This is a genomic window from Streptomyces sp. M-16 (assembly GCF_052114405.1).
Lineage (GTDB): Bacteria > Actinomycetota > Actinomycetes > Streptomycetales > Streptomycetaceae > Streptomyces.
This window is the reverse complement of the sequence record NZ_JBFRER010000119.1, coordinates 1-23522: the sequence shown is the minus strand read 5'-3', so window position 1 is coordinate 23522 and position 23522 is coordinate 1. Positions and strand designations below refer to the sequence as shown.

Sequence of the window (23522 nt, the reverse complement as noted above, 5' to 3'; positions counted from 1 at the left end):
CTGGACGGGGACGGCGCCGCCGTGTCCCTGGACCCGGCGGGCCGGGTCCGGCTCACCGGCCGCTGCTGGAAGGAGGTCCGCACGGCCTGGGTGAGCCACCAGCGTCCGTGAGGGCCACCCGAGCGCCTCCGGCCCGGCCGGTCCCGCTCAGCGGCCGCCCCTGCCGAGGCAGACGAAGGGGTAGCCGGCCGCCTCCGAGGCCGCCGCGTCCCCGTCTCCGCGCCGGATCGCCTCGATCAGCCGGGTGTGGTCCAGGTGGGCGGCCGGATCCAATACGGTGCCGACGTCCGCCCGCAGCCAGTCCGCCACCAGGTCGCCCAGGTCCGCGTACAGCTCGATCAGCACGTCGTTGTGCGAGGCCGTCACCACCGCCATGTGCAGGGCCACGTCCGCCGCCACGAACAGCTCCGCCTCCCCGCTCGCCCACGCCTCCTCGCGCCGTGCCAGCAGCGCGTCCAGCTGGACCAGGTCCCGGTCGGTCCGCCGCTCCGCCGCCAGCCGGGCCGCCGAGGACTCCAGCGTCGAGCGCAGCTCCGCGATGTGCCGCGGGTCGGCCCCGGCGAAACGCCGGTGCATCACCCCGGCCAGCTCGCTGGTGGCGATCACGTACGTGCCCGAACCCTGGCGGATGTCCAGCAGCCCGTTGTGCGCGAGGGCGCGGACGGCCTCCCGCACGGTGTTGCGGGCGACGCCCAGCAGCTCCACCAGCTCGGGCTCGGTCGGGATCCGGCCCCCGACCGGCCATTCGCCGGAGGTGATCTGGTTCCGTAGCTGGGCGATCACCTGATCGACGAGCGCGGATCGCCGGGGCGAGGTCAGCGGCATGGGGGCAAGGTCCTCTCGGGGACGACTGGACAACCAATCATCCCATGATTCTATGATGGTTCAATGTCCGACGAAGAAGTCCAGACCATGAACCGCCCGGAGGCCGTGCGCACCGCCGCACACGAGCCCCTCCCCGCCTCCGCACACGTCGCCCCCACGTGGCTCGGCCCGGTGCTCATCGTCGGAATCGTGCTGGCCGCCCTCAACCTGCGGCCCGCCATCACCAGCCTCGGCGCCCTCTTCGAGGAGGCCAGGACCGGCCTCCACATGAGCGGCGCCGTCGCCGGACTGATCACCTCCGTGCCCGCCCTCTGCTTCGCGGTCTTCGGCGTCACGGCGCCCCGCCTCTCCCGCCGCTTCGGCCCCGCCGCCGTCGTCTGCGCCGGCATGGCCGCCGTCGCCGCGGGCCTGCTGATCCGCCCCTTCGCGGACGGCGCCGCCGCCTTCCTCGCCGCCAGCGCCCTGTCCCTGGCCGGCATAGCCCTGACCAACGTGCTGCTCCCGGTCATCGTCAAGCGCTGGTTCCCCGACCGCGTCGGCACCATGACCGGGCTCTACTCCATGGCCCTGGCCGCCGGCACCTCCCTCGCCGCCGCCGCGACCGTCCCCCTGACCACCGCCCTCGGCGGCAACTGGCGCACCGGCCTGCTCGTCTGGGCCGTCCTCGCCGCGGTCGCCGTCCTGCCCTGGCTGCCGATCGCCGCCGCGAGCCGCCGGGAGAAGGCGGCCGCCCCCGCCGCGGCCGTGCGCGAGGACAAGGGGCCCTCCGTCGTCCGCAGCCGGACCGCCTGGGCGCTCGCCTGCTACTTCGGCCTCCAGGCCACCGGCGCCTACGTCACCATGGGCTGGCTCCCGCAGATCTTCCGCGACGCGGGGGTCTCCGCCTCCACCGCCGGCGTGCTGCTCGCCGTCACCATGGTCATGGGCGTCCCGCTGGCCTTCGTCATCCCCCGCCTGGCCGGACGCATGCGCCACCAGGGCCCGATCGCCGTCACCCTCAGCCTGTTCGGATTCGTCGGCTACCTCGGCCTCTACCTCGCCCCCGCCGCCGGAGCCTGGGCCTGGGCCCTCCTGCTCGGCATCTCCAACTGCGCCTTCCCGCTCGTCATCACCATGATCGGACTGCGCGCCAAGTCCCCCGCCGGGGTCGTCAAGCTCTCCGCCTTCGCCCAGAGCACCGGCTACCTGATCTCCATTCCCGGCCCGCTGGTCATCGGCACCCTCTACCAGCACAGCGGCGGCTGGGACCTGCCGCTCGCCCTGATGGCCGGGCTGCTCGTCCCCCAGCTCGTCCTCGGCGTCCTCGCGGGACGGGACCGCACGATCGAGGACGAATGCGGCATGCGAGACTGACCGGCATGTCGCCCGTACTCGAACCGAACCCCCAGAACGGTCACAAGAAGCTCGGCCTCGTGCTCGGTGCGATGCTGCTCGTGACCGTGATCATCGCCGTCATCGCCAGCCTCGCCTCCCCCTGAGCGCCCGCCCGAGCCCGGCCCCCGGACCCCGATGGTGGGGTTGTCCCCACCATCCCCTAGGGGGCCAGGCTCAGGGTCGGATGGGGTGTGACCCCGATGGGAACCGCTGCCACGGATCCGTAGATTCGAAGCAGCGAGCCCGTCCCAGCGCACACCCCGGAGGCGGCCATGTCGGCCCCCACGCAGACCCCGTCCCTCCCCGCCGCCCGACGCCGTCCCGCGGCACACGCGGGAGCGGGCACCCGGCTGCACTGGTGGGCCCTCGCCCTGCCCGCGCTGGCCTTCGGACTCCTGCTGCTCCTCCTCGCCGGCTCGGGCGAGGCCCAGGCCGCCACCCCGGACGCCTCCGGGCTGCTCCAGGTCAGCCGGCAACTGCTGCGCGCCGTCGGCTGACCCCCGCGCGCCGAGGCGTGCCCCCCGCCCTCGCGGAGGCCTCCCAACACCCTGCGCCCCGTGGCGCGTTTCGTGCGAAGCTGGGAGCCATGAGCGCCGACACACCCCGCAGGATCGTCCTCCTCCGGCACGCCAAGGCCGACTGGCCCCAGGTGTCCGACCACGACCGCCCGCTGGCGGAACGCGGCCGAAAGGACGCACCGGCCGTCGGACTGAAGCTGGCCGAGACCGGCATCACCTTCGACCTGGCCCTCTGCTCCACCGCCGCCCGGACCCGGGAGACCTGGAAGCTCGCCGTCCACGAACTGCCGCACCGGCCGAAGACCCATTACGAGGAGCGGCTCTACGACGCCTCGCTGGGCGAGCTCATCGCCCTGCTGAACGAGACCCCGGAGGAGGTGGCCGACCTCCTCGTGATCGGCCACAACCCCGGCATGCACGCCCTCGCCGACGCCCTCTGCGGGCGTGCGGAGGGCGACGCCCTCGACCGGATGCGCCGTACGGGCTTCCCGACCGCGGCGCTGGCCGTCGTCTCCTTCACCGGATCGTGGAAGTCCGTCGAGCACGGAGTGGGCACCCTGCTGGACTACTGGACGCCCAAGGAGCACTGAAGCCCGAGGGCCCCGGGGCCGTCGCGCCCCGGGCCCCACCGGCCGTCCGGGAACGTCACCGGGCGGGCAGCGGCGGGATGCCCGCGTCCCGCGCCTCCCACAGCTCAGGGTGGAACCGCCGGTGGACCGCCGCCCGCAGATGGGCCACACCGCTGCTGCCCCCGGTCCCGGGCCGGCCCCCGATCTGCCGCTCCACGAGCTGCGCGTGGCAGGCCCGCCACTCGGTCCAGATCTCGTCGTGGTCCACCAGGGCCTCCACCAGCTCCGACAGCTCCGCGAACTCCACCGGGTCACCGTCCCGGGGCGCCGCCGCGAGCCGCCCGAACGCCTCCCGCCGCTCCTGCCCCGTCCCCACCGCGAAACCGGCCTTGGCCAGCAGCGACACGAACGCCTCCCACAGGGTCGGCTCCGCGAGCCGCCCGCGCGCCCGCTCCCGTTCCCGCGGACTCAGCCCGGCGAGGGCCCGTGCCCCGTGCTCCCCGCGCACCCAGTCCGCGCCGCACAGCCCCGCTATCTCCAGGTACTGCGCCGACTGCGCCCCGCTGCTGCCGCCGAGCACCCCGCGGAAGGCATGGAACTCCCTCGGCGGCATCCCGCGCAGCGGATGGATCCCCGCGATCAGCGCCCGCGTGATCACCGTGCTCCGCACCAGAGCGGCCCGCGCGGCCCGGGGATCACCCTCCAGCATCCGGTCGCGGGCGCCGGACAGATCGCGCAACAGCTGCCCGAACCACAGCTCCTGCACCTGGTGGACGGCGATGAACAGCAGCTCGTCGTCCACCCCGTCGGCCAGCGGCACCTGGAGCGTCAGCAGCTCCGGCAGTCGCAGGTAGTCCGCGTACGTGACGTTCTCAGACATCGGTCTCCTCCGGTGCGCGCAGTCCGAACTCCGCGAACGCGTCCGTGACGCCGGGCAGGTCGAAGGCGTCGACCTGGGCGCACAGCCGCAGGGTGGAACGGGAGATCGTCTGGATGCGGTCCAGGCCCGCCCCACCCCCGTAGCTGTCCGCGAGCACCGCCTCGGTGCGGTCCTCGTCCAGACCGGCCAGGCGCAGCGACACCCGTACCGGCTCCAGGTCCCAGTCGAGCGCCGCACGGATCATCGCCGGCAGGGCACGGGCCGCCAGGACGCGTCGGCGCCCGTCGAGCCGGGCCCACAGCTCCAGGAAGAACGCCGAGAAGAAGCGGTGGTGGCGCCCCTCGTCCTTGGCGTGGTCGCGCATCAGCTCGCGCACCGTGCTCACCACGGTCGGGTCCTGCGGCACCTCGTTGAGCACGGCGGTGATCAGGGTCTCGAACACCACCGCCTGCAGCTGCCCGGCCAGCACCGGGTCCTGTGGCAGCAGCCGCCGCCCGCTCACCTGGAGGGCCGTGACGAACCCGCCGTAGTCCACGTCCGGCACGGCGATCCCGGTGACGGCCGCCACCTGATCGGCGAGGTCCAGGCTGTAGAGGGCGTGATAGCCCTCGTCGCAGTAGACCTTGAAGGCGTCCATCCGCAGCGCGGTCGGGAAGTGCAGCCCGCAGTTGCCGTTGGCGACCGGCTCGGCGGCCCCGTTGACCACCCGGGTCTCCAGGTGCGTCGTCGAGTGCAGGAACTGGTACAGGTGCCGTACGGAGATCTCGCGGATCCGCTCCGGGGCCAGCGCCTTCACCTCGGGGTGGGCCAGGTGCGGGACCAGGGCGTCCGGGAAGAAGACCCGGCCCCGCTCCGCCTCGGCGTGGAACACGCGGCGTACGCCACCCCGCACGCCGGCGGTCTCGTACCAGCGGTCGAGCGGACCGGGGGCCGTGCTCATGGGCGTCTTCCGTTCGGGGAGGAGGGGGAGGAGGGGGAGGGGAACGAGGTGGGGGAGCCGGGGAGGGCGGCGGCCTCCCCGAGGGCCCCGCCCAGGTGGCCGGCGATCCGCCGGACCGCCTCCGCGACCAGGGGGGCCTCGACGGTGTGGCACAGCCGGAACCAGCCCGGCTCGGGCGAGCGGAACGCCCCGCCCGGCAGGATGCTGACCCGCGCCGTCTCGAACAGCTCACGCCACAGCCGCTGTTCGGCCTCGAACCCGGCCCCGGGCAGCCAGCGGCGCAGGTCCAGCCAGACGGAGAACCCGGCCTCGGCCGGAACGTACGGGATCCGGTACGCGTCCAGGTGCGCGACGAGGTGCGCGTACGAGGACCCCAGCCGGCGGCGGCCCGCCGCGAGGAAGGAGGCCACCCACGCCGGGTCGGCCAGCAGGCCGGCGAGGGTGTGCTGGGTGGCGGTGGAGACGGGCGCGAAGTAGGCCATCGCCCGCGCCGCGTCCCGCACCCGGGGATCACGCGTGTGCAGGACACCGGTCTTCAGTCCGGGCAGCCCGAAGTCCTTCGCGAAGCCCCAGACCACGTGGGTGCGTTCGGCCCAGTGCGGATTGACCGCGGGGTCGGCGGCGCTGGTGAAGGCGTGCGGGCCGAAGACGGCGTGGGCGTAGATCTCGTCGGAGACGAGGTCCACGTCGTGCTCGGCGGCCACCCGCAGCAGCTCGGCGAGCACCTGGGGCGGGTGCACCTCGCCGAGGGGGTTGGAGGGGGAGGAGAGCGCGACCGCGCGTACGGTCGTCCCCTCCGCGGAGGCCTGCTTCAGGGCCCGGTCGACGGCCTCCGCCGTCAGCCGGAACCCGTCGGCCGACTCCAGCGGGGCGGGCAGGATCCGGGCGCCCGAACGGCCCCCGAGATCGGTGTCGAAGGCCCCGTAGTAGGGGGCGGGCACCACGATCGCCTCGCCCGGGTCGCACAGCACCGACGCGATCGCGTCCAGCGCCCCGGTGGCGCCGCTGATCACCACCAGGTCCTCGGCGTCGAGCGGCGTACGGCAGGTCGCGGAGAGCAGCGCCGCGACGCGCTCGCGCAGTACGCCGGTGCCGTGCAGGGGCGCGTAGCGGGCGGTGGACTCGGTCATCGGCTCCAGCGCGGCCAGCCGGCCGTCGAGGAGGTCCCACAGGAGACGGTTCTCCGCCGTGCCCAGGTTGAGGTAGCCGCCGGGGCGCAGGTCCGGGTCGTACGGTTCGGCCTCGGCCAGGAAGTGCGCCTCGGCGATGGCGGGGGTGTCGGCGAGCAGCCGTGCGGCCTGGCGGGAGACCATCAGGCCCTCCCGCTGTCCACGTCGGCGCCGGTGAGCAGGCCCGGATGGACCCCGAGGCCCATCGAGGCGTCGATGACGGCGCCGTGCAGGGCCGCCGCGTGCTCGCCCGCCAGCCACCACACCTGCTCGGCGATCTCCCGCGCTTCGATCATGCGGCCGCGCGGCAGTCGCGCGGTGAGGGCGGAACGCTCCTCGGGCGAAAGGCCGTCCAGGGTGCTGGCCTTGAACATCGTGGTCTCCACGGCGCCGGGGCACAGGGCGAAGACCTGCACCGGGGTGTGCACCAGCTCGGCCGCGAGGTGCCGGGTGAGGTAGGTGAGGGCGGCCTTGCTCATGCCGTCGGCGGGGTGGAAGCCGGGGAACTGGAAGATCCCGCCGCCCACGCTGGAGATGTTGATGATCTTCCCGAAGCCGCGCTCCAGCATGCCGGGCAGGAGCTGCTCGCTGAGCCAGAGCGGGCCCACCGCGTTGATCTGGAAGAAGGCCGACGCCTTGTCCCGCCGCGGCCCGTCGCTGTACCGGTCGATGGTCCTGGAGCCGACGGCCGCGTTGTTCACCAGCACGTCCACCGGGCCCGGCAGCCGCTCGAGCAGCTGCTCGTGGTCCTCCCAGTCACCCTGGCTGAAGGGGAACGCCTCCACCTTGGCGCGACCGGTGAGCGCCAGCTCCTGCACCAGCTCCTCGGCCCGCTCCCGGCCGTTGCGGTACGTGAACCAGACCGTCCAGTCCTCTTCCGCCGCGAACCTCTCCACACAGGCCCGGCCGATTCCCCCCGAGCCTCCGGTGACGAGCACACTTCGAGCCATCGCTGCTTCCCCTTGACGATCAGGAATGACCGAGAGCCGCCGCCGCGTCCGCAGCAGCGCAGTCAGAGCATTTGTCGCACAGGGGGGTGTCGAACTCTTGCGATCCGGCTGGAAGTTGGCTGGAGGAGCGGCCGAGGTCCTGCGGCGTCGCAGGTCACAAGGGGTACCCCGGCTCCCGGTCGGACGCCGGTGGCCCGATTCCTTCTAGCGTTCCTGAGGGCGTCTCCGAGCGCTCCGGGCCTGCGCGAGCGGGGCGCACCGGGGAAGGAAGAAGCCCGGCCGGGAGGACCCGGCCGGGCGGAGTGAAGGAACCGGTGGGGATCAGGCCAGGTCGGCCGCTTCCACTTCCTCCCGGGTGATGCCCAGCAGGTACAGCACGGCGTCCAGGAACGGCACGTTCACCGCGGTGTGGGCGGCCTCGCGGACCACCGGCTTGGCGTTGAAGGCCACGCCCAGCCCGGCGGCGTTCAGCATGTCCAGGTCGTTGGCGCCGTCACCGATGGCCACCGTCTGGGCCAGCGGCACACCCGCCTCGGCGGCGAAGCGGCGCAGCAGACGGGCCTTGCCCGCCCGGTCCACGATCTCGCCGGTGACCTTGCCGGTCAGTTTCCCGTCGACGATCTCCAGGGTGTTCGCCGAGGCGAAGTCGAGCCCCAGCCGCTCGCGCAGGTCGTCCGTGACCTGCGTGAAGCCGCCCGAGACCACGCCCACCTGGTAACCCAGCATCTTCAGGGTCCGGATCAGGGTCCGGGCCCCGGGGGTCAGCCGCACCTCGGAGCGGACCTTGTCCACCACCGAGGCGTCCAGCCCCGCGAGCAGCGCCACCCGGGCATGCAGGGACTGCTCGAAGTCCAGCTCCCCGCGCATGGCCCGCTCGGTCACCTCGGCGACCTCGGCCTCACAGCCCGCGTGGGCGGCGAAGAGCTCGATGACCTCGTCCTGGATCAGGGTCGAGTCCACGTCCATCACCACCAGCCGCTGCGCCCGGCGGTGCAGGCCCGCCGACACCACGGCCACGTCGACGCCGATCTGCGCGGCGGTGGTGGCGAGGGCGGTGCGCAGCGGCCCGGTCTCGGCGCCGGAGACGGCGAACTCGACCGCCGTCACCGGATACTTCGCGAGCCGGAAGATGCGGTCGATGTTGCCGCCGGTCGCGGTGATCCGGGCGGCGATGGTGGCCGTGGACTCCGCGGTGAGCGGGTGCCCGAGGACGGTGACGTGGGAACGGCCGCTGCCGCGCGGCCGGTTGTCACCGGTGCCGGAGAGGATCTCCGCCTGGAGCTTGAGCGACTCGGCCCAGCTGTGGACGGTGGCCCGCAGCTCGCCCTCGGAGCCGGCGGCGGGCTTGGTGACGAGAACGCACAGGACGATGCGGCCGCGGGTGACGACCTGCTCGATGTCGACGACATCGACGGAGTAGGCGGCGAGGGTGTCGAACAGCCCGGCGGTGATCCCGGGACGGTCCTTGCCGAAGATCTTGACGAGGAGGGTGGGGACGTCGGAGGTCTGCGAAGCGCTCATGGTGCCCTCACCGTATCTTCCCCACCCGACGCACCGGACCCCCGTCCCACTTCCTGAACGCGCCGCGGCGTTTCCCGCCGCGCCGAGCGCCACCGGCCGGCCCCGAGGGGCCCCGGGCTTCCCGTCGCCGTGGCTTCAGCGCGGCCGGTCCGGCGGGTGGGGCGGCTTCGGCGGGGGCGGGGTTCCCGGTGGGGGAGGAGGGGTGAACGGGGGCCGCCGGGGCGGGTGGGCCGGGCGTGCGGGGCGGGGCGGGAGCCTCGGCCCCCACCGCCACCACCAGCATCGCCACCACCGCCGACACCGCGGGCCGCAGCCGTGCGCAGACCGCCGGACCGGGCCGCGAGGCCAGCAGCGCGACGGCTAGTACCAGCGCCACCCACAACCCCGCGCCCAGCAGCGTCGGCCCGAGGTCCACCGAGAAGCCCACCCGGGCCCGGGTCCGGACCAGGTCCCCGACCCGGTCCGGCAGCAGGCCCCCGATGTCCCCGATCCCCGGGACCTCCACCCTCACCGGCACGCGGGGCACCGGCAGCCGTCCGCCGTCGAGGGTGACCGCGTCGTGGCCGGCCCACGCCGGCCCGCCCGCGGTACCGGTGAAGAGCACGCCCACCACCGCGGCCCGCGCGGCGAGTTCGCCCCGGCCCGCCCCGGCGCGCACCGAGCGCAGGAACACCAGCCCCAGCACCAGGGCGCCCGTCAGGGTCACCCCCCACGGCATCACGTCCAGTGCGGCCCGGGCGTCGCCCGCCCCCACGCCGACTCCCGCCCCGAACGCCGTCACGTCCCCGGTCGGCGTCACCGAGCCGCCCACCGCCAGTACCACCACGGCCGCGGTCATCGCCGCCCACGACCCTCCCGCCGCACCGGCGCCCACGAGGCGCAGCCCCAGCGCGGCCACCCCCGCCATCGCGGCCGTCGACCACCCCACGGCGGCGACCCCGGACAGCAGTACGTCCCCCCAGCGAATGCCGCGCATCCGATGACCCCGATCGCTACCGAGCGGTAATCTGCGGGACGTCCGTCCGGAAGCCGGGCCGAGAAGTCCCCTATCTCACTCTCCGGGTGGCTTTCGACCCCGTCAACGGGCCTACGCGGACGCCCTCACAAGGCCCCGATTCCACATGTGGCCGAAGGCCTGAAATAGTTCCCCCGGATGTTCGCCATCCCTAGACTCCCTGGCATCAGGGGGATTCTCGGGGGACCTAAGTGGGGCTGGAGTGCCGGAACTCGTACTGGAATTGAATGGAAGGACCTGGACGCTCGATCCGTCCAGGTCGTACTCGCTGGGGCGTGATCCCCAGGGAGACGTGGTGATCGATGACGCCCGGGTGTCGTGGCGGCACGCCACCATCGCCTGGAACGGCCGGGGTTGGGTCATCGAGGACCACGGCAGCACCAACGGCACCTACGTGCACGGCGCGCGGGTCCAGCAGACCGAACTCGTGCCCGGCACGCCGGTCCACCTCGGCAACGCGACCGACGGGCCGCGGCTGAATCCGACCGGCGCCGCCGCACAGCAGCAGGTGCAGCAGCCCGCCTACCAGGCCCCGGTCGCCCAGCAGCAGGCCCCGGCCTACCAGGCCCCGGTCCAGCAGCAGGCCTGGGATCAGCAGCAGCACCACCAGGCTCAGCAGCACCAACCGCACCAACCGCAGCACCAGCCGCCGCAGCACCAGCACCAGCCGCCGCAGCAGCCGTACGTACCGCAGCAGCAGGGCGGTCCGGCGCAGTCCGCCGCCCCGGCCGCCCACGGCGGGGACCGCAGCCCGACGACGTTCCACCAGATCGCCGTCGGCCACGTCATGCGCATCGGCCGTGCCCTGGAGAACGAGCTCGTCGTCTCCGACCTCCAGGTCTCGCGCCACCACGCGGAGTTCCGCTCCACCGGCGGACGCTTCGAGATCCACGACCTCGGCAGCCACAACGGCACCTACGTCAACGGCCAGCCGCTGCCCAAGTCCGGCAGCACCCTGCTCGGCCCGAACGACATCGTCGGCGTCGGCCACTCCACCTTCCGGATCGTCGGCGACCGCCTCGAGGAGTTCGTCGACACCGGTGACGTCTCCTTCTCGGCCCGCCACCTCACGGTCACGGTCGACGGCGGCAAGCAGATCCTCAAGGACGTCACCTTCGGCGTCCCGGAGAAGTCGCTGATCGGTGTCATCGGCCCCTCGGGCTCGGGCAAGTCGACCCTGCTGAAGGCGCTGACCGGCTACCGGCCCGCCAACGAGGGCGACGTCCTCTACGACAACCGCAACCTGTACAAGCAGTTCGCGGAGCTCCGCCAGCGCATCGGCCTGGTCCCGCAGGACGACATCCTGCACAAGGAACTGAAGGTCAGCACCGCCCTGAAGTACGCGGCCAAGCTCCGCTTCCCGGGCGACACCGCCGAGTCCGAGCGCGCCGCCCGCATCGACGAGGTGCTGCGCGAGCTCAAGCTCGACATCCACAAGGACAAGAAGATCACCTCGCTCTCGGGTGGTCAGCGCAAGCGCGTGTCCGTGGCCCTGGAGCTGCTCACCAAGCCGTCGCTGATCTTCCTGGACGAGCCGACCTCCGGCCTCGACCCGGGCATGGACCGCGACGTCATGCAGCTGCTGCGCGGCCTCGCCGACGACGGCCGCACCGTCCTCGTCGTCACGCACTCCGTCGCCGAGCTGTCGCTCTGCGACAAGCTGCTGGTCATGGCGCCGGGCGGATCCGTCGCCTACTTCGGCCCGCCGGACGAGGCGCTGAACTTCTTCGGCTACACCACCTGGGCCGACGTGTTCTCCGCCTTCGAGAACTACCGCGACTACGACTGGGCCGGCCGCTGGAAGGGCTCGCAGCACTACCAGCTCTACGCCGCCGACCTCGACGCGGTCGCCCCGCAGCAGGTCGCGATGCCGCCGCAGCAGATGATCCCGCCGAAGCCGCAGGCCTGGGGATCGCAGCTGTGGACGCTGATGCGCCGCTACACCTCGGTGATCGCCTCCGACAAGGGCTTCCTCGCCCTGATGCTGCTGCTGCCCGCCGTCCTGGGCGTGGTCTCCATCGTGATCCCCGCGAAGTTCGGCCTGGCCCCGCCGACCCCGCCGAGCCGCTTCAACGGTGACGCCGGCACGATCATGCTGATCCTCGCGGTCGGCATGTGCTTCTCGGGCGCGGCCAACTCGGTCCGTGAGCTGATCAAGGAACGCGTCATCTACGAGCGAGAGCGCGCGACCGGCCTGTCCCGGTCGGCGTACCTCATGTCGAAGGTGATCGTCCTCGGCCTGATCACGGCCATCCAGGGCGTGATCATCTGCGCCATCGCCTTCACCCCGCGCAAGCTGCCGGCCGAGGGCCTGTTCATGAACCCGGCCGTCGAGCTCTGCATCTCGGTCACCGCGCTCGGCTTCACCGCGATGATGTTCGGCCTGGTGATCTCCTCGCTGGTGAAGACCGCCGAGAAGACCATGCCGCTGCTCGTCATGTTCGCGATCGTCCAGGTCGTCTTCACCGGCATCCTGTTCCAGCTGTACGACAAGATCGGCCTGGAGCAGTTCGCCTACCTGATGCCCTCCCGCTGGGCCATCGGCGCCGCCGGCACCACCCTGAACCTGGGCAAGCTCATGGCGCCGTGGGACATGCAGAACCCCACCAACACCGACCCGCTGTGGGACCACACCACCGGCCAGTGGTTCGTGGACATCTTCGTCCTGGTGTCCCTCGGCGTCATCTGCGGCTTCGCGGTGGCCCGGCTGCTGCGCCGCCACGAGCCCGAGGTCATGCGCAAGTAGCGCGGCCGGCGGGGGCGCACCCCGCACGCGAACGCCTCAGGGCGGCACCCGGAAGTCCGGGGGCCGCCCTGAGGCGCATGGGGGTACGCGGTGCCTAGTAGGCGCTGTTCACGTTGTCCATCGAGCCGTAGCGGTCGGCGGCGTAGTTGCACGCGGCGACGATGTTCGCGACCGGGTCGTACAGGTCGAACTTGGTGCCCTTGACGTGGTACGCCGCGAAGGTCGGCTGGATGACCTGGAGCAGGCCCTTCGACGGGATGCCGTTCTGGGCGTTGATGTCCCAGTTGTTGATCGCGCGGGGGTTGCCGCTCGACTCGCGCATGATGTTGCGGTGGATGCCGGAGTACGTGCCCGGGATGCCCTCCTTCTTCATGATGAAGAGGGCTTCCTTGATCCAGCCGTCCAGGTTGTTCGCGAAGATCGGGGTGCGGACCGTGGAACGGCTCGCCGCCGCCTTCTGCTCGCGGTCCTTCTTCGCCTGCGCCTCGGCCTTCGCCTTCGCGGCGTCCTTGGCCTTCTGGTCGGCGACGAGGTGCTGCGCGTTGAGGTTCTGCTTCACCGACTGGGTCCACGCCACGGGGGCCACGGACACGACCGCCTCCGGCCGCGCCTGGGCGGCACCGTCACCGGCACCGGCCGGGACGAGGGAGAAGGCGAGGGCGGCGGCGCCGAGCGTGGCGACACCGGCGAGGGAGAGCTTGTGTGCCTTCGTCAGACGACTGTGACCGGGAGTGCTGGAAGCAGACATGGCGGGGCAACCTCTTCGACGGGGGCACCCCGTGGGGAATCAAGGGGCGGTGCCAGGACAGCGCCGCAAGGATCCGGGATCCGGCGGCGCTGGGCGACGTCGACATTCTTAGCGGCGGCAAAATCGCCTGGCAAAGGTGTGACGTACGATCCCGCTTAGTGGATCAGCCCCTGCGGCCGGAGCCCGGATGCGGCCCCCGGCGCAAGGCGCGCCCGCACTGACAGCGTCTTTACGCGTCCACTAGGCGGCTTCGTAAGTGATGTGCGTCCTATGCGCGGGCTCACATCGGCCTCGTAACGGTCTCACCCAGAGTTGCACCAGCAATGCACCGTGTGACCGCCCTCCACCGTGAGGAGGGGCAAGCCCCCCGCCGCCTCCTCCTTTGGGTGGACGGGTAGCCCCCTCACCCCCGCCCCCGGGCTGACCGGCTCCGGCCCCGGTCCTACGCCCGAAGCCCGATCCCGCAGGTCAGGGCCGCCGGTACGGTGGCCCCATGCACAACGGACCCCGCTCGGGACTGGCGGCCGTCAGCAGCGCGCTGCTCGCCATGAGCCGCCGCCTGGAGGTCCACGACGTCCTGCGGACGATCGTCGCCTCCGCCCGGGAACTGCTGGACGCCGAGTACGCGGCCCTGGGCGTCCCCGACGACCACGGCGGCTTCGCCCAGTTCGYCGTGGACGGCATCAGCGAGGAACAGTGGCGCCGCATCGGCCCGCTGCCCCGCCAGCACGGCATCCTCGCCGCGATGCTCCACCAGGAGGAGCCCGAGCGGCTCGCCGACGTGCGCCAGGACCCGCGTTTCGGGGGCTGGCCCGCCGCCCACCCCGACATGTCCGACTTCCTCGGCCTGCCCATCCGGGACGGGGAGGAGACCCTCGGCGCCCTCTTCCTCGCGAACAAACGAGGCGGGAGCGGCCCCGGCGGCTTCACCGACGAGGACGAGGAACTCCTCTCCCTCCTCGCCCAGCACGCCGCCATAGCCCTCACCAACGCCCGCCTCTACGAGCGCAGCCGCGAGCTGACCATCGCCGAGGAGCGCTCGCGCCTCGCCCACGAGCTGCACGACGCCGTCAGCCAGAAGCTGTTCTCCCTGCGCCTGACCGCGCAGGCCGCCGCCGCCCTCGTCGACCGGGACCCCGCCCGGGCCAAGGGGGAGCTCCAGGAGGTCGCCGTACTGGCCGCGGAGGCCGCCGACGAGCTGCGCGCCGCCGTCACCGAGCTGCGGCCCGCCGCGCTGGACGAGGACGGCCTCGTTGCCACCCTGCGCAACCACGTCCGTGTCCTGGACCGCGCCCACACCGCGGCCGTCACCTTCACCTGTGACGGCGTACGGGCACTGCCCGCGTCCCAGGAGGAAGCGCTCCTGCGCGTCGCCCAGGAGGCCCTCCACAACGCCCTGCGCCACTCCGGCGCCGACCGCGTCGAGGTCACCCTCGCCCGCACCGCCGCCGGCGGCGCCCTGCTGCGCGTGCGCGACTGGGGCCGGGGGTTCTCCCCGCCCACCGTCCGCAAGGCGGGCCGCCACCTCGGGCTGGTCTCCATGCGGGACCGGGCGAGCGGGGCCGGAGGCCGCCTCGACGTCCTCTCGGAGCCCGGTCGGGGCACCACGATCGAGATGGAGGTACCCGGTGGCTGAGGTTCCCGGCCGTCACCGCGTCCGCGTCCTGCTGGTCGACGACCACCAGGTGGTCCGGCGCGGCCTGCGCACCTTCCTGGAGGTCCAGGAGGACATCGAGGTGGTCGGCGAGGCCGCCGACGGCGAGGAGGGCATCGCCCGTGCCGAGGAGCTGCGGCCCGACGTGATCCTGATGGACGTCAAGATGCCGGGCACCGACGGCATCGAGGCCCTGCGCAGACTGCGCGGGCTCGCGAACCCGGCGCGGGTCCTGATCGTCACCAGCTTCACGGAACAGCGGACGGTGGTCCCCGCCCTGCGGGCCGGAGCCGCCGGGTACCTCTACAAGGACATCGACCCCGACGCGCTCGCCGGAGCCATCCGCTCCGTGCACGCGGGCCACGTCCTGCTCCAGCCGGAGGTGGCCGAGGCCCTGCTCGCCGCCCAGGACGACCGGCCCGCCGCGGCGGGCCGCCCGGGCGCGCTGACCGACCGCGAGCGCGAGGTCCTCGGCCTGATCGCGGACGGCCGCTCCAACCGGGAGATCGCCAGGGCGCTCGTCCTCTCCGAGAAGACGGTCAAGACGCACGTGTCGAACATCCTGATGAAACTGGACCTCTCCGACCGGACGCAGGCCGCCCTGTGGGCGGTCAGACACGGCCTCGCGGACTGACCGGAACGACAATCCCTTCAAGGGAGATTCATACGGTCGGGTGTATGTAGCCCACATGGCGTATCCCCACGGGCCGGGGCGCCGTTCTCCAGCACGTGCCGCGACGGCTGGTCGCGGCAGACGTACTGGAGGACGAGAACGTGAAGAACTTCAAGAAGGCCGCAGCCGCCACCATGATCGCGGGCGGCCTCGTCGCCGCCGGCGCCGGTGTCTCCTCGGCGCACGGCGGTGCGTCCGCGGAGGGCGAGGCCCTGAACTCGCCCGGCGTGGCCTCCGGGAACCTGCTCCAGGTCCCCGTGCACGTCCCCGTGAACGTGGTCGGCAACACCGTCAACGTGATCGGCCTGCTCAACCCCGCCTTCGGCAACAACGGCGTCAACGCCTGACGCACCCGGCCGGCTCCCGCACCCCCCGGGGTGCCGGCCGCACCCCGCAGGCCCCGCTTCCCCCTTCTCCCCGGGAAGCGGGGCCGTGCCGCACCCGGCCCGCGACCGGCCCGCAGCCGTTCCGCGACCGCCCGGGCCCGCGGCGGGCTACCGCTGTTCGACCGCCGCGTTGTACGCCGCGACCAGCGCCCGCCGGGCCACCCGCTCCACCGGCCGCAGGGCCTCGGCCCGCGCCGCCATCTCCGAGGCGGCCACCGCACCGCCGTGCCCGTTCTCGTACGCCAGCGACACCATCAGGTCCACCCGCTGCGCCAGCGCCAGCACCCGTACCGCCCGCGCCGGGTACCCGGGCGCCAGCACGTCACGGCCCGCCTCCGCCCGCGCCCGGTACGCCGACAGCGCCGCCTCCGCCACCGGACCCGACCCCGCCACGTCCAGCCGGGTCAGCACCACCGTCGCCTCGCGCAGCGCCTCCGCCAGCTCCCGCTCGGCCTCCCCGAGCGAGGGCACGTCCGCCGGCGGGGCCTCCCGCACCGGCAGGCACTGCCACAGCACCGAGACGTGCACGTCACCGGCCGGACCCGCCTCCGTCACCTCCGGCACCAGACCCAGCGCCGCACCCGCGCACACCACGGCCTCCTCGGCCTCCAGCGCCCGCGCGTTGAACTCCGGCGGCCCGCTCAGCCCCAGCGGATGCCCCGGCGCCGGCAGCGCCACCCGAAGCCCGCTCACCCCCAGCGCACGCAGCCGCCCGAGCGCCAGCGTGAGCCCGACCGGCCCCGCCTCCCCCGGCAGCCCGGCCACCCGGTGCACGGCGTCCTCGCCCACGATCGACAGCGCGGCCTCGTCGGGCGAGACCTGACCGGCCAGCAGAGCGTTCCCCCAGGCGGCCAGCCGCCCTGAACGTGGTTCGAAAAGCATCCCCCCACTCTACGGATCCGGCGCCGGACCCGGCCTGGCGCCCGTGGCCCTCCGAGAGTGGCGTAGGTTTTCCCCTGGGGCCGCGCCTACAGGCGCGCACAGAGAACCGTGACTGCAAGGGGTGACAACACGCTCATGAGCGATGTTCTGGAGCTGGTGGACGTATCCGTGGTCCGCGAGGGCCGGGCTCTGGTGGACCAGGTCTCCTGGTCGGTGAAGGAGGGGGAGCGCTGGGTGATCCTCGGCCCCAACGGCGCCGGCAAGACCACGCTGCTGAACCTCGCCTCCAGCTACCTCTTCCCCACCAAGGGCTCCGCCACCATCCTCGGCAGCACCCTCGGCAAGCCCGGCGCCGACGTCTTCGAGCTGCGCCCGCGCATCGGCGTGGCCGGCATCGCGCTGGCCGACAAGCTCCCGAAGCGGCAGACCGTCCTGCAGACCGTGCTCACCGCCGCCTACGGCATGACCGCGACCTGGCAGGAGGAGTACGAGGACGTCGATGAGCAGCGCGCCCGCGCCTTCCTCGACCGCCTCGGCATGAGCGACTACCTCGACCGGAAGTTCGGGACCCTCTCCGAGGGCGAGCGCAAGCGCACCCTGATCGCCCGCGCCCTGATGACCGACCCCGAGCTCCTCCTCCTCGACGAGCCCGCCGCTGGCCTGGACCTCGGCGGCCGCGAGGACCTCGTACGCCGCCTCGGCCGCCTCGCCCGCGACCCGATGGCCCCCTCGATGGTCATGGTCACGCACCACGTCGAGGAGATCGCCCCCGGCTTCACGCACGTCCTCATGATCCGTCAGGGCAAGGTCGTCACCGCCGGTCCCATCGACCTGGAACTGACCTCGCGCAACCTCTCCCTCTGCTTCGGCCTCCCGCTGGTCGTCGAGCGCAACGACCACGACCGCTGGACCGCCCAGGGCCTGCCGCTGCGCTGAGCGCTGTAGAGCCCCGATCCGCCGCCGGCCCGGGGCGCGTGCCCGCGCTCGCGCCCTGTCCGGACCGCACCCACCCGACCTACCATGACGATGTGAACATCGACGCGTGGGTGTGGTGGCTCATCGGCGCGGCCGGACTGGGCATCCCGCTCGTCCTGACCGCGCTGCCGGAGTTCGGCATGTTCGCCGTCGGCGCGCTCGCGGCCGCCGGTACGGCGGCCCTCGGCGGGGGAGCGGTGGCCCAGGTCCTGGTCTTCGTCCTCGTGTCGGTCGCGCTGATCGCCGTCGTCCGGCCGATCGCCAACCGCCACCGGGACCAGCGGCCCCAACACCGCAGCGGCATCGAGGCGTTGAAGGGCCGATCCGCCCTCGTCCTCGAACGCGTCGACGGCAGCGGCGGCCGGATCAAACTCGCGGGCGAGGTCTGGTCCGCCCGCACCCTGGACGTCGACAGCAGTTTCGAACCGGGTCAGTCCGTCGACGTGGTCGACATCGACGGGGCGACCGCGGTCGTCATGTGAGCAAGCAGCCCACCCGCGGCCCCGGGGTCTGCGAGACTCCGCTGAACGGGGCAGCACAGACAGCCGGAAGGGCACGGGGAACCGCATGCAACCGATCATCATCGTCCTGATCATCCTGGTGGTTCTGGTCTTCATCGCCCTGGTCAAGACGATCCAGGTGATCCCGCAGGCCAGCGCAGCCATCGTCGAGCGGTTCGGCCGCTACACCCGCACCCTCAACGCGGGCCTCAACATCGTCGTCCCGTTCATCGACTCGATCCGCAACCGGATCGACCTCCGCGAGCAGGTCGTCCCCTTCCCGCCGCAGCCGGTCATCACCCAGGACAACCTGGTCGTCAACATCGACACCGTCATCTACTACCAGGTGACCGACGCCCGCGCCGCGACGTACGAGGTGGCCAGCTACATCCAGGCCATCGAGCAGCTCACCGTCACCACGCTGCGCAACATCATCGGCGGCATGGACCTGGAGCGGACGCTGACCTCCCGCGAGGAGATCAACGCCGCCCTGCGCGGAGTCCTCGACGAGGCCACCGGCAAGTGGGGCATCCGCGTCAACCGCGTCGAGCTCAAGGCGATCGAGCCGCCGACCTCCATCCAGGACTCGATGGAGAAGCAGATGCGCGCCGACCGCGACAAGCGCGCCGCCATCCTCCAGGCCGAAGGTGTCCGCCAGTCCGAGATCCTGCGCGCCGAGGGCGAGAAGCAGTCCTCCATCCTCCGCGCCGAAGGTGAGGCCAAGGCCGCCGCGCTGAGGGCCGAGGGCGAGGCCCAGGCCATCCGTACGGTCTTCGAGTCCATCCACGCCGGCGACGCCGACCAGAAGCTCCTCGCCTACCAGTACCTCCAGATGCTCCCGAAGATCGCCGAGGGCGACGCCAACAAACTCTGGATCGTGCCGAGCGAGATCGGGGACGCCCTCAAGGGCCTCTCCGGAGCCATGGGCAACTTCGGCCCCATGGGCGGCGGTTCGAGCGGCTTCAACCCCCAGGCCCCCGGCAAGGGCGCCCCCGGGGCCGACAGTGCGAAGGACCGCCGGGAACAGCCCCCCATCGACTGACGCCGCCCTCCCCTCGTGCATGATCAGTGAGGCCCCTCGACCTTCATGGCGGGGAGGCGACTCACTCACGCAAAGGGGATGGCTCCGTCCATGTCCATGTCCATGTCCGTCTGGGAATCACTCGCGGTCTTCGCCGCCGGAATCGGCGCCGGCACCATCAACACCATCGTCGGATCCGGCACCCTGATCACCTTCCCGGTGCTGCTCGCCACCGGACTGCCCCCGGTCACCGCGAACGTGTCCAACACCCTGGGCCTGGTGCCCGGTTCCCTCAGCGGAGCCTTCGGCTACCGCAAGGAGCTCCGGGGCCAGCGCGCCCGCGTCCTGCGCCTCGGCGCGGTCTCCCTCGTCGGCGGCCTCGCGGGCGCGATCCTGCTCCTCAACCTGCCGTCGGACTCCTTCGACACGATCGTGCCCGTCCTCATCGGCCTGGCACTCGTCCTCGTCGTCCTCCAGCCCCGCCTCGCCGCGGCCGTGCGCCGCCGCCAGGAAGCCGCCGGCAGCGACACCGCCCACCCGGACGGCGGCCCGGTCCTCATGACCGGCATGCTGCTCGCCAGCGCCTACGGGGGCTACTTCGGCGCCGCGCAGGGCGTCCTCTACCTCGGGCTGATGGGCCTCTTCCTCCACGACGACCTGCAACGGATCAACGCCGTCAAGAACGTCGTGGCCGCCCTCGTCAACGGCATCGCGGCCGTCTTCTTCCTCTTCGTCGCCGAGTTCGACTGGACGGCCGTGGTCCTCATCGCCCTCGGCTCCACCATCGGCGGCCAGATCGGCGCCAAGGTCGGCCGGCGGCTCCCGCCGACCGTCCTGCGCGCCGTCATCGTGACGGTCGGGATCCTGGCGATCGTCCAGCTCCTCCTCCGCTGAACGGCGTACGAGGAATACGCCGCCCAGCGGACGAGTGGCTCAGGCGCTACGCCCGAGCCACTCGGGCAGCCCGTCCTGCCCGCCCACCCCGAGGGCGAGCAGCATCGCGTCGGCCGGAGACGGGACGAAGGGCTTGCGCAGCAACGGCATCCCCGCCTCCTCAGGAGTCCGCGCCGCCTTGCGGTGGTTGTCCTCGGCGCAGGAGGCCACCGTGTTCAGCCAGGTGTCCCCACCGCCCTGCGCCCTCGGGAGTACGTGGTCCACGGTCGTCGCGCGCTTCCCGCAGTACGCGCACCGGTGTTGGTCCCGGACCAACACCCCCCTCCGTGACCAGGGAGCATGTCTTCGGAAGGGCACCCGGACGTACCTGCACAGCCTGATCACCCGCGGCATCGGCAACTCCATGGTGGCCGCACGCACACGCAGCTCGGGATGCGACTGTTCGACCACGGCCTTGTCCTGGAGCACCAGGACCACAGCCCGGTTCAGCGTCACCGTCGACAACGGCTCGAAGCTCGCGTTCAGTACCAGCGTGTCCCGCATCTCGCCCACCTCCCGTGTGCAGGCCCGCGACCACCCCGGCGGCAGGGCCCGCAACCACTCTGGCCGCGCGCGCCACGCGGGACAACGCAATAAAAATGCCCGGTCCTGGCCGTCTTTAGACCAGGACCGGGCGAACACGCAGAGAACGATCAGCGCACCGGAGCCTCGTACTCACCGATCAGCTGGGCCCGGCCGAGCGCGTGGAACCGAAGATGGAAACCGACGACCGCCGGAGACGAGTCCTCGTCCGGCCCGAGCTGCTCCCGGTCCACCGCGTAGACGGTGAACACGTACCGGTGCCGCTCCCCGCGCGGCGGAGCGGCGCCGCCGAAGTCACGCGTGCCGTAGTCGTTCCGCGCGTGCACGGCCCCCTCGGGCAGCCCGGCGAAGTCCCCGCTCCCCGCACCGGCCGGCAGCTCGGTCACCGAGACCGGCAGGTCGAAGAGCACCCAGTGCCAGAACCCGCTGCCCGTGGGGGCGTCCGGGTCGAAGCAGGTCACCGCGAAGCTCTTCGTCCCCTCGGGGAAGCCCTCCCACCGCAGGTGCGGCGAGACGTTCTTGCCCGTCAGTACCTGGGCCGCGTGCAGATCGGCCCCCGGTGCGACGTCGTCGCTCGTCACCGTGAAGGAATGCACCTCCGGGTGGAAAGCGTGCGGAAGGGGAGCCCTGTTCTGTTCGGCCACTGCTGTACCTCCTGAGGGGAAACGCGTACGGGCGTACGGGCCCGAGCCTAGAACCAGTTGCGCTGCGAACCGACCGACGCGATCCACTGGTTCAGGTACGCGGCCCAGTCCGTTCCCTCGTACGACTGCAGACCCACCTGGAAGCAGCGGTAGGTGTCACTGCCCTCGCTGAACAGGCCCGGCTTCTTGTCCATCTCCAGCACGACGTCCATCTCACGGCCGTCCGAGACGAAGGTCAGCTCCACCTGGTTCAGACCGCGGTACTGCGACGGCGGCAGGAATTCGATCTCCTGGTAGAACGGCAGCGTCTGCCGGGTGCCGCGGATGTGCCCGCGCTCCATGTCCGCGCTGCGGAACGAGAAGCCCAGCTGCCGGAAGGCGTCGAGGATCGCCTGCTGCGCCGGCACCGGGTGCACGTTGATCGGGTCGAGGTCGCCCGCGTCCACCGCGCGCGCGATCTCCAGCTCGGTGCTGACCCCGATGTTCATCCCGTGCAGGTGCTGGCCCCCGAAGTGGGTGATCGGCGTCTCCGCCGGGATCTCCAAACCGAACGGCACCACGTGCAGTGCGCCGGCCTGCACCTGGAAGGCACCGCCGAGGCGCTGCTTGGTGAAGACGACGTCCTGCTTGTACTCGTGGTCGCCGCCCTCCACCTCCACCCGCGCCTGGAGGCCGACGGACAGTCCCTCGATCTGCTGTTCCACGGACCCGCCCTGGATCCGGACCTCGCCCTGGACGATCCCACCCGGCACCACGTTCGGCTCGGTGATGATCGTGTCCACCGAAGCACCACCGGCACCCAGGCTCGCGAACAGCTTCCTGAACCCCATGCTCAATCTCCCCTGATACGGATCTAAGGACTGGCGACTACGTCGCGCCTACCCCTTACCAACGCGGAACCTTAGGCCCCGGTTGCACGGGCGCCCGTTCCACTACGCTCGACCGGATGAGCGCGCGCCCCGACCGTACGCCCCTGCCCCGGTCCTTCTTCGACCGGCCGGTCCTCACCGTGGCCCCCGACCTGCTGGGCCGCATCCTCGTCCGCCGTACCCCGGACGGCCCCGTGGAGCTGCGCATCACGGAGGTCGAGGCCTACGAGGGCGCGGCCGACCCCGGCTCCCACGCCTACCGCGGCCGCACCGGCCGCAACGCGTCCATGTTCGGCCCGCCCGGACACGCGTACGTCTACTTCATCTACGGCATGTGGTTCAGCCTCAACCTGGTGTGCGGCCCGCCCGGCCACGCGAGCGGGGTCCTGCTGCGCGCCGGGGAGATCACGGTGGGCGCCGATCTCGCAGCAAAACGTCGACTTTCCGCCAGGAACCCCCGAGAACTGGCCAAGGGTCCGGCCCGTCTGGCCACGGCCCTCGACGTCGACCGCTCCCTCGACGGTACGGACCTCTGCGCCGGCCCCGATTCCCCCCTGTCCCTCCTCGCCGGCACCGCCACCCCGCCCGACCTGGTGAGCAACGGGCCCCGCACGGGGGTCGGCGGTGCGGGGGCCGCCCATCCCTACCGCTACTGGCTCACCGGCGACCCGACGGTGAGCCCCTACCGCCCCCACGCGCCGCGCCGCCGCCCAACTTGACTCGGCCGTGACGGACGCCTAACGTAGCCCGAGCCGCTTGAACGGGGTACTGCCTTCGCAGACCCCCAGAACGGCGAAACCACTACCTACGACTTACCCCTGGCGGGGTCCTATTCGGCATGCCCGAATTCCCTGCCCGTCGACTCGATTATGAGTCGGAAGGGGAAAGCGCTAACGTAGCGGAGCGCCGAAAGGCACCGACCCCCCAACGGTCACCGAATTCAAATCCAGAACCGGAAACGGCGCGGAAATGATCTGGTAAGGTTGGAATCGCCGGAAAGGGAAAGCGCGAAAGCGCAGAACCTCGAAAGCGCCGAGGAAATCGGACACGAAAGAGTCTGATAGAGTCGGAAACGCAAGAACACAGAACGAAAGCCCGGAGGAAAGCCCGAGAGGGTGAGTACAAAGGAAGCRTCCGTTCCTTGAGAACTCAACAGCGTGCCAAAAATCAACGCCAGAAGTTGATAC

At 72.0% G+C, this 23522-nt stretch carries 26 protein-coding genes; 13 read left to right on the top strand and 13 right to left on the bottom strand.

Annotated elements, in window-relative coordinates:
• Window positions 1-147: 147 nt before the first annotated feature.
• The gene (locus AB4039_RS34840; RefSeq protein WP_442272630.1) at window positions 148-825 is read right to left on the bottom strand and encodes a FadR/GntR family transcriptional regulator; all 678 of its coding nucleotides are present in this window, start codon (window positions 823-825) and stop codon (window positions 148-150) included.
• Between the two features lie 63 nt (window positions 826-888).
• Here AB4039_RS34840 and AB4039_RS34835 point away from each other — a divergent pair, with 63 nt between their 5' ends.
• The 4 genes from AB4039_RS34835 to AB4039_RS34820 all read left to right on the top strand — a co-directional run bounded on the left by AB4039_RS34835 (window position 889) and on the right by AB4039_RS34820 (window position 3307).
• Window positions 889-2178 (top strand): CynX/NimT family MFS transporter, encoded by a 1290-nt coding sequence (locus AB4039_RS34835; RefSeq protein ID WP_266838328.1) that lies wholly within the window; start codon window positions 889-891, stop codon window positions 2176-2178.
• 5 nt (window positions 2179-2183) lie between these two features.
• The gene (locus tag AB4039_RS34830) at window positions 2184-2303 is read left to right on the top strand and encodes an SGM_5486 family transporter-associated protein (RefSeq protein WP_254719129.1); all 120 of its coding nucleotides are present in this window, start codon (window positions 2184-2186) and stop codon (window positions 2301-2303) included.
• Window positions 2304-2471: 168 nt separating this feature from the next.
• A complete protein-coding gene (locus tag AB4039_RS34825) occupies window positions 2472-2696 on the top strand; it encodes a hypothetical protein (RefSeq protein ID WP_266838327.1) in 225 nt (74 codons plus the stop codon).
• A gap of 89 nt (window positions 2697-2785) precedes the next feature.
• Window positions 2786-3307: a SixA phosphatase family protein gene (locus AB4039_RS34820; RefSeq protein ID WP_266838326.1), complete on the top strand. Its 522-nt coding sequence runs from the start codon at window positions 2786-2788 to the stop codon at window positions 3305-3307.
• A gap of 55 nt (window positions 3308-3362) precedes the next feature.
• Here the strand turns inward: AB4039_RS34820 and AB4039_RS34815 are convergent, their stop codons facing one another.
• The 6 genes from AB4039_RS34815 to AB4039_RS34790 form a co-directional block, all read right to left on the bottom strand.
• Entirely contained in the window at window positions 3363-4166 is an 804-nt protein-coding gene (locus tag AB4039_RS34815) for a tryptophan 2,3-dioxygenase family protein (protein ID WP_266838325.1), read from the bottom strand.
• Window positions 4159-5106, bottom strand: coding sequence for a diiron oxygenase (locus AB4039_RS34810; RefSeq protein WP_442272629.1), 948 nt, complete (start codon window positions 5104-5106; stop codon window positions 4159-4161). Before AB4039_RS34810 ends, AB4039_RS34815 begins: the two co-directional genes overlap by 8 nt.
• The gene (locus AB4039_RS34805; protein WP_266838323.1) at window positions 5103-6419 is read right to left on the bottom strand and encodes an aminotransferase class I/II-fold pyridoxal phosphate-dependent enzyme; all 1317 of its coding nucleotides are present in this window, start codon (window positions 6417-6419) and stop codon (window positions 5103-5105) included. Before AB4039_RS34805 ends, AB4039_RS34810 begins: the two co-directional genes overlap by 4 nt.
• The gene (locus AB4039_RS34800) at window positions 6419-7225 is read right to left on the bottom strand and encodes an SDR family NAD(P)-dependent oxidoreductase (RefSeq protein ID WP_442272628.1); all 807 of its coding nucleotides are present in this window, start codon (window positions 7223-7225) and stop codon (window positions 6419-6421) included. The genes AB4039_RS34805 and AB4039_RS34800 overlap by 1 nt, the downstream gene beginning before the upstream one ends.
• Window positions 7226-7546: 321 nt before the next feature.
• Window positions 7547-8746 carry a phosphoserine phosphatase SerB gene (gene serB / locus AB4039_RS34795; protein WP_442272627.1) on the bottom strand — a complete coding sequence of 400 codons (1200 nt, stop codon included), beginning with the start codon at window positions 8744-8746 and terminating at the stop codon, window positions 7547-7549.
• A 7-nt stretch (window positions 8747-8753) separates the two neighbouring features.
• On the bottom strand, window positions 8754-9722 hold the full coding sequence (locus tag AB4039_RS34790; RefSeq protein ID WP_442272626.1) for a streptophobe family protein: 969 nt from the start codon (window positions 9720-9722) through the stop codon (window positions 8754-8756).
• A 241-nt stretch (window positions 9723-9963) separates the two neighbouring features.
• On the opposite strand from AB4039_RS34790, the gene AB4039_RS34785 reads away from it, so the two are divergent.
• Window positions 9964-12507 (top strand): FHA domain-containing protein, encoded by a 2544-nt coding sequence (locus AB4039_RS34785; RefSeq protein ID WP_266838319.1) that lies wholly within the window; start codon window positions 9964-9966, stop codon window positions 12505-12507.
• A gap of 94 nt (window positions 12508-12601) precedes the next feature.
• Here AB4039_RS34785 and AB4039_RS34780 read toward each other — a convergent pair whose 3' ends face one another.
• On the bottom strand, window positions 12602-13255 hold the full coding sequence (locus tag AB4039_RS34780) for a transglycosylase SLT domain-containing protein (protein WP_266838318.1): 654 nt from the start codon (window positions 13253-13255) through the stop codon (window positions 12602-12604).
• Between the two features lie 493 nt (window positions 13256-13748).
• On the opposite strand from AB4039_RS34780, the gene AB4039_RS34775 reads away from it, so the two are divergent.
• The 3 genes from AB4039_RS34775 (at window position 13749) to AB4039_RS34765 (ending at window position 15929) form a co-directional block, all read left to right on the top strand.
• The gene (locus AB4039_RS34775; RefSeq protein ID WP_442272625.1) at window positions 13749-14891 is read left to right on the top strand and encodes a GAF domain-containing sensor histidine kinase; all 1143 of its coding nucleotides are present in this window, start codon (window positions 13749-13751) and stop codon (window positions 14889-14891) included.
• Entirely contained in the window at window positions 14884-15543 is a 660-nt protein-coding gene (locus tag AB4039_RS34770; RefSeq protein WP_266838316.1) for a response regulator, read from the top strand. Before AB4039_RS34775 ends, AB4039_RS34770 begins: the two co-directional genes overlap by 8 nt.
• A 140-nt stretch (window positions 15544-15683) precedes the next feature.
• A complete protein-coding gene (locus tag AB4039_RS34765) occupies window positions 15684-15929 on the top strand; it encodes a chaplin (RefSeq protein WP_442272636.1) in 246 nt (81 codons plus the stop codon).
• A gap of 147 nt (window positions 15930-16076) precedes the next feature.
• On the opposite strand, the gene AB4039_RS34760 is transcribed toward AB4039_RS34765, so the two are convergent.
• Window positions 16077-16850, bottom strand: coding sequence for a hypothetical protein (locus AB4039_RS34760; protein ID WP_442272624.1), 774 nt, complete (start codon window positions 16848-16850; stop codon window positions 16077-16079).
• Window positions 16851-16985: 135 nt separating this feature from the next.
• Here AB4039_RS34760 and AB4039_RS34755 point away from each other — a divergent pair, with 135 nt between their 5' ends.
• The 4 genes from AB4039_RS34755 (at window position 16986) to AB4039_RS34740 (ending at window position 20240) form a co-directional block, all read left to right on the top strand.
• Window positions 16986-17786 (top strand): ABC transporter ATP-binding protein, encoded by an 801-nt coding sequence (locus AB4039_RS34755; protein WP_030233549.1) that lies wholly within the window; start codon window positions 16986-16988, stop codon window positions 17784-17786.
• A 92-nt stretch (window positions 17787-17878) separates the two neighbouring features.
• Window positions 17879-18307 carry an NfeD family protein gene (locus AB4039_RS34750; protein WP_266838314.1) on the top strand — a complete coding sequence of 143 codons (429 nt, stop codon included), beginning with the start codon at window positions 17879-17881 and terminating at the stop codon, window positions 18305-18307.
• An 85-nt stretch (window positions 18308-18392) separates the two neighbouring features.
• Window positions 18393-19367, top strand: coding sequence for an SPFH domain-containing protein (locus AB4039_RS34745; RefSeq protein WP_266838313.1), 975 nt, complete (start codon window positions 18393-18395; stop codon window positions 19365-19367).
• Window positions 19368-19463: 96 nt separating this feature from the next.
• Complete coding sequence (locus AB4039_RS34740; RefSeq protein WP_442272635.1) at window positions 19464-20240, top strand: sulfite exporter TauE/SafE family protein; 777 nt, start codon at window positions 19464-19466, stop codon at window positions 20238-20240.
• Between the two features lie 39 nt (window positions 20241-20279).
• Here AB4039_RS34740 and AB4039_RS34735 read toward each other — a convergent pair whose 3' ends face one another.
• The 3 genes from AB4039_RS34735 to AB4039_RS34725 all read right to left on the bottom strand — a co-directional run bounded on the left by AB4039_RS34735 (window position 20280) and on the right by AB4039_RS34725 (window position 22296).
• Window positions 20280-20783, bottom strand: a complete 504-nt coding sequence (locus AB4039_RS34735; protein ID WP_030233558.1) for an HNH endonuclease — start codon at window positions 20781-20783, stop codon at window positions 20280-20282.
• A gap of 149 nt (window positions 20784-20932) precedes the next feature.
• Window positions 20933-21466, bottom strand: coding sequence for a YbhB/YbcL family Raf kinase inhibitor-like protein (locus tag AB4039_RS34730; protein ID WP_442272623.1), 534 nt, complete (start codon window positions 21464-21466; stop codon window positions 20933-20935).
• Window positions 21467-21513: 47 nt separating this feature from the next.
• The gene (locus AB4039_RS34725; RefSeq protein WP_030233564.1) at window positions 21514-22296 is read right to left on the bottom strand and encodes a sporulation protein; all 783 of its coding nucleotides are present in this window, start codon (window positions 22294-22296) and stop codon (window positions 21514-21516) included.
• Between the two features lie 116 nt (window positions 22297-22412).
• Between AB4039_RS34725 and AB4039_RS34720 the strand changes: the two genes are divergently transcribed.
• The gene (locus AB4039_RS34720) at window positions 22413-23054 is read left to right on the top strand and encodes a DNA-3-methyladenine glycosylase (protein WP_266838310.1); all 642 of its coding nucleotides are present in this window, start codon (window positions 22413-22415) and stop codon (window positions 23052-23054) included.
• 221 nt (window positions 23055-23275) lie between these two features.
• Here AB4039_RS34720 and AB4039_RS34715 read toward each other — a convergent pair.
• Window positions 23276-23522: hypothetical protein (locus tag AB4039_RS34715; RefSeq protein WP_442272622.1), on the bottom strand; the 247-nt coding region annotated here is incomplete at its 5' end.

Bases quoted from the DNA above. Each gene is read 5' to 3' on its own strand.
- AB4039_RS34825 (WP_266838327.1), top strand. From the start codon at position 2,472: ATGTCGGCCCCCACGCAGACCCCGTCCCTCCCCGCCGCCCGACGCCGT.
- AB4039_RS34760 (WP_442272624.1), bottom strand. From the start codon at position 16,850: ATGCTTTTCGAACCACGTTCAGGGCGGCTGGCCGCCTGGGGGAACGCT.
- AB4039_RS34815 (WP_266838325.1), bottom strand. From the start codon at position 4,166: ATGTCTGAGAACGTCACGTACGCGGACTACCTGCGACTGCCGGAGCTG.
- AB4039_RS34720 (WP_266838310.1), top strand. From the start codon at position 22,413: ATGAGCGCGCGCCCCGACCGTACGCCCCTGCCCCGGTCCTTCTTCGAC.
- AB4039_RS34820 (WP_266838326.1), top strand. From the start codon at position 2,786: ATGAGCGCCGACACACCCCGCAGGATCGTCCTCCTCCGGCACGCCAAG.
- AB4039_RS34755 (WP_030233549.1), top strand. From the start codon at position 16,986: ATGAGCGATGTTCTGGAGCTGGTGGACGTATCCGTGGTCCGCGAGGGC.
- AB4039_RS34805 (WP_266838323.1), bottom strand. From the start codon at position 6,419: ATGGTCTCCCGCCAGGCCGCACGGCTGCTCGCCGACACCCCCGCCATC.
- AB4039_RS34780 (WP_266838318.1), bottom strand. From the start codon at position 13,255: ATGTCTGCTTCCAGCACTCCCGGTCACAGTCGTCTGACGAAGGCACAC.
- AB4039_RS34735 (WP_030233558.1), bottom strand. From the start codon at position 20,783: ATGCGGGACACGCTGGTACTGAACGCGAGCTTCGAGCCGTTGTCGACG.
- AB4039_RS34810 (WP_442272629.1), bottom strand. From the start codon at position 5,106: ATGAGCACGGCCCCCGGTCCGCTCGACCGCTGGTACGAGACCGCCGGC.
- AB4039_RS34790 (WP_442272626.1), bottom strand. From the start codon at position 9,722: ATGCGCGGCATTCGCTGGGGGGACGTACTGCTGTCCGGGGTCGCCGCC.
- AB4039_RS34835 (WP_266838328.1), top strand. From the start codon at position 889: ATGTCCGACGAAGAAGTCCAGACCATGAACCGCCCGGAGGCCGTGCGC.
- AB4039_RS34725 (WP_030233564.1), bottom strand. From the start codon at position 22,296: ATGGGGTTCAGGAAGCTGTTCGCGAGCCTGGGTGCCGGTGGTGCTTCG.
- AB4039_RS34840 (WP_442272630.1), bottom strand. From the start codon at position 825: ATGCCGCTGACCTCGCCCCGGCGATCCGCGCTCGTCGATCAGGTGATC.
- AB4039_RS34740 (WP_442272635.1), top strand. From the start codon at position 19,464: ATGTCCATGTCCGTCTGGGAATCACTCGCGGTCTTCGCCGCCGGAATC.
- AB4039_RS34745 (WP_266838313.1), top strand. From the start codon at position 18,393: ATGCAACCGATCATCATCGTCCTGATCATCCTGGTGGTTCTGGTCTTC.
- AB4039_RS34800 (WP_442272628.1), bottom strand. From the start codon at position 7,225: ATGGCTCGAAGTGTGCTCGTCACCGGAGGCTCGGGGGGAATCGGCCGG.
- AB4039_RS34830 (WP_254719129.1), top strand. From the start codon at position 2,184: ATGTCGCCCGTACTCGAACCGAACCCCCAGAACGGTCACAAGAAGCTC.
- serB (WP_442272627.1), bottom strand. From the start codon at position 8,746: ATGAGCGCTTCGCAGACCTCCGACGTCCCCACCCTCCTCGTCAAGATC.